The sequence below is a fragment of the Hyphomicrobium sp. genome, from assembly GCF_003987855.1.
In the GTDB taxonomy this organism is placed as follows: Bacteria; Pseudomonadota; Alphaproteobacteria; order Rhizobiales; family Hyphomicrobiaceae; genus Hyphomicrobium_B.
On the sequence record NZ_RXIZ01000022.1, the window covers coordinates 1 to 3,516 of the forward strand.

Sequence of the window (3,516 nt, forward strand, 5' to 3'; positions counted from 1 at the left end):
AATTGGCGCGGTCGCCACCATATAACTTCTCGATTTGTTGACCGAAATTGGGGGATTGGGGCGCATAGATAGGGTCTTCACCACTTGAAATCAAAGTTTAATGTTGACTTTATCGCCGCGCGATCTAGCCACCGCCCTCGCAACACACCTTAGGATACCGACCGAACCTATGACCGCCGCATCGCCCGATCTCGTTGCTTCTGTGTCGCGGCGGCACTCCGAGGTGCATACGCCGTCTAGCAAGGTCGCGCGGTTTGATGCGGGTGCGCCGTTGAGGCTGGCATGCCAGCAGGATTTGGCTCCCTTTTCAATTGCATATGAGACCTACGGCAAGCTCAATAGCGACAAATCGAACGCCATCCTGATCTGTCACGCACTGACGGCGGACCAATATGTCGCTAGCCAGCATCCTATCACCGGCAAACCCGGCTGGTGGGACAACATGGTCGGCCCCGGCAAGCCGATCGACACGGATCGCTTCTATGTGATCTGCTCCAATGTCCTCGGCGGGTGCATGGGCTCCACCGGGCCTGCATCGATCGATCCGAAGACGGGCGTTCCCTACGGCCTCAATTTCCCGCTGATCACTCTTGGCGACATGGTGGAAGCGCAGGCGCGGCTGATTGATCATCTCGGCATCGATCAGTTGTTTGCAGTGATCGGCGGATCGATGGGCGGCATGCAGGTGCTGGAGTGGGCTTCGCGCTACAAAGAGCGCGTGTTCGCCGCCGTGCCGATCGCGACCGCCGCCTGGCATTCGTCGCAAAACATCGCTTTTCATGAAGTCGGACGTCAAGCCGTGATGGCCGACCCGGCGTGGGAGGGCGGCAACTACTTCGCTTCTGGCAACGTCCCGCGCAACGGCTTGGCGGTCGCGCGCATGGCGGCGCACATCACCTATCTGTCGGAAGAAGCTCTGCACCGGAAATTCGGGCGCAGCCTGCAGGACCGTTCCGAGAAAACGTTCTCGTTCAGCGCCGACTTTCAAGTCGAAAGCTACCTGCGCCACCAGGGCTCGACCTTCGTCGATCGTTTCGATGCGAACAGCTATCTCTACATCACGCGCGCTCTCGATTACTTCGATCTGCGGGAAAGTGCAGGCGGTGTGCTGGCCAATGCGTTTCGCGGAACGAAGACACGGTTCTGCGTCGTCTCATTCACGTCGGACTGGCTCTATCCGACCCGCGAAAGCCGCATGATCGTGCAAGCGTTGAATGCGGTGGCAGCCAACGTGTCGTTCGTGGAGATCGAAAGCGACAAGGGGCACGATGCGTTTCTGCTCGATGAGCCGACATTCTCCTCAACGGTGCGTGGGTTCCTCAATGCCGCCGCGGTGAAGCGCGGACTGAGCGCGGCGAACGAGGTGTCGCGATGAACGCGCCCGACCTCGGCGGAATCGTCGGCGCTCAAAAAACGCCGCGCGTCGACCATGAACTCATCGCCGAGATGGTCGAAGCGGGATCGCGGGTGCTGGACGTCGGTTGCGGCGACGGCGATCTCCTTCAGCTTTTGACCGAACGCAAAGGCGTCGACGGGCGCGGCGTCGAATTGCAACGCGACAAGGTCAACGCCTGCGTGGCGCGCGGGCTTTCGGTCATCCAGGGCGACGCCGATCGTGATCTCGATAACTACCCGGATCAGGCGTTCGACTACGCCATCCTCTCCCTCACGATCCAGGCGACGCGACAGCCGAAGACGGTATTGGAAAACCTACTTCGGATCGGACGGCGGGCAATCGTTTCGTTTCCGAATTTCGGGCACTGGCACGTGCGTACGAAACTGCTGCTGACGGGCCGTATGCCGATCAACGACAACTTGCCTGACCTTTGGTATCTGACGCCAAACGCGCATCTTTGCACCATCCGCGATTTCGCCGATCTGTGCGAACTGGTGCATGCGGATGTCGAACAGGCGGTGGCGTTCAACGCCTACGGCGGACGCCTGCCGATCAAGTGGTCGCTGTCGATGCAGAACCTGTTCGGCGAAAAAGCCGTGTTCCTATTGCGCGGACCGTCGCTATCGTCAGCCACGCCCTGAAAGAGCGCGGACGCCCGCCGTCGGCGAGCGGACGTCGGCGGCAGGCTTCAAGATGGCGGGCTGCAAGGCACGCTTGCCGCTGCCAACCGGCGCCATGACTTCCTTCGTCGCCTCGACAAGGATCACACCGGCTACTCCCATCGACATGCTGGACCCAAAGCGCTCGAATGCTGGCGCCATGCGCAGCATCAGCCTTTGGCTGACCGGGGGAAAGTAAAGGCACTCGCCCCAGGCGATCGGCGTGAAAAGCGCGTCCGTCAGTTGGGTTTCGAGCTGGCCCCGGCTGAAGGGAAGACCATAACCGAAGGGCGTGCGGTCCATGCGCGACCAGAGCCCGCGGCGGTTCGGGACGACAAAGAGAACGCTGCCGGCCGGCTTGAGTACGCGCCAGACCTCGCGCAGGAGCGGCCCGGGTCTTTCCGATTGCTCCAGGCAATGGACCATCAGCAGCCGGTCGATCGAATTGTCCGGCAACGGCCATTGCGTTTCGCCGACAAGCACCGAATGGCAATGGCCCGAACGGGGCCAGATGACCGCCCCCTGCCTGGACGGCATCAGGCACGCGAGGCTTGCGGCCTCGGTCCGGAAGGTGCCCAGGAAGGGCGAGGCAAAGCCTGCGCCGGCCACCGTCAGGCCGTTAACCCGCTTCCACTTCTCGCGAATGGCCAGCGTCAACTGACGCCGGGCCACTCGGCCGAGGGGAGACCGGTAGAAATCTCTTAATGTTGTCGCGTCGAGAGCCATCTTGGACGTTAGCTCGATGGACGATTTCTGGTCATCCCTCTATCTAGACGATCCGCTCCGCAAGAGACAGCCTGGACACGCAACAAACCTTTCTGTGCTGCGTCGTTTCGCAGCGTTTGACACGGCCGTCGGCCGCAACCAAAGTCCCCCGCCATGGGAGCCCTGGAAATCGTTCTTCTGCCGTGTCTCGCAGACAATTACTGCGTTCTGCTGCATGAGCCGGAATCCGGCGAAACGGCCGCCATAGACGCGCCGAGCGCTGAACAGATCAAAGCCGCTCTGACCCAGCGCGGGTGGCGGCTCAACCATATTTTTGTGACGCACCATCACACGGATCACACCGGCGGGATCGCCGAACTCAAAGCGTTTTACGGAGCGGCCGTTACCGGTCCTGCAGCGGAATCGGAGCGCATCTCTGGTCTGACCCGCGTGGTGACGTCGAAAAGCGAACTGGAATTCGCCGGTCATCCCATCCAGGTTTTGGAGACGCCGGGCCATACGCTCGGGCACGTGACGTACTACTTTCCTGAGGATGGGCTGGCCTTCACCGGCGACACGCTTTTCTCGCTTGGCTGCGGCAAGGTTTTCGAAGGCGACGCAGAGTTGATGTGGCAATCCTTGTCCCGCATCGCGTCGTTGCCGGGCGACACCGCCGTCTATTGCGGGCACGAGTACACGCTGGGCAACGCGCGGTTTGCGCTGACGATCGAGCCCGAAAACGACGCGTTGAAGAAA

At 61.2% G+C, this 3,516-nt stretch carries 4 protein-coding genes; 3 read left to right on the forward strand and 1 reads right to left on the reverse strand.

Annotated elements, in window-relative coordinates; translation table 11 throughout:
* Nucleotides 1-169 precede the first annotated feature (169 nt).
* Both EKK30_RS17350 and metW read left to right on the forward strand, forming a co-directional pair.
* Nucleotides 170-1,375, forward strand: coding sequence for a homoserine O-acetyltransferase (locus EKK30_RS17350; RefSeq protein WP_290986902.1), 1,206 nt, complete (start codon nt 170-172; stop codon nt 1,373-1,375).
* Nucleotides 1,372-2,037 carry a methionine biosynthesis protein MetW gene (metW, locus tag EKK30_RS17355; protein ID WP_290986904.1) on the forward strand — a complete coding sequence of 222 codons (666 nt, stop codon included), beginning with the start codon at nt 1,372-1,374 and terminating at the stop codon, nt 2,035-2,037. The genes EKK30_RS17350 and metW overlap by 4 nt, the downstream gene beginning before the upstream one ends.
* On the opposite strand, the gene EKK30_RS17360 is transcribed toward metW, so the two are convergent.
* A complete protein-coding gene (locus EKK30_RS17360; RefSeq protein WP_290986905.1) occupies nt 2,023-2,781 on the reverse strand; it encodes a class I SAM-dependent methyltransferase in 759 nt (252 codons plus the stop codon). The genes metW and EKK30_RS17360 overlap by 15 nt on opposite strands.
* A gap of 153 nt (nt 2,782-2,934) precedes the next feature.
* Between EKK30_RS17360 and gloB the strand changes: the two genes are divergently transcribed.
* Nucleotides 2,935-3,516 (forward strand): hydroxyacylglutathione hydrolase (gene gloB, locus EKK30_RS17365; RefSeq protein WP_290986906.1); only part of this gene is annotated, 582 nt, incomplete at its 3' end.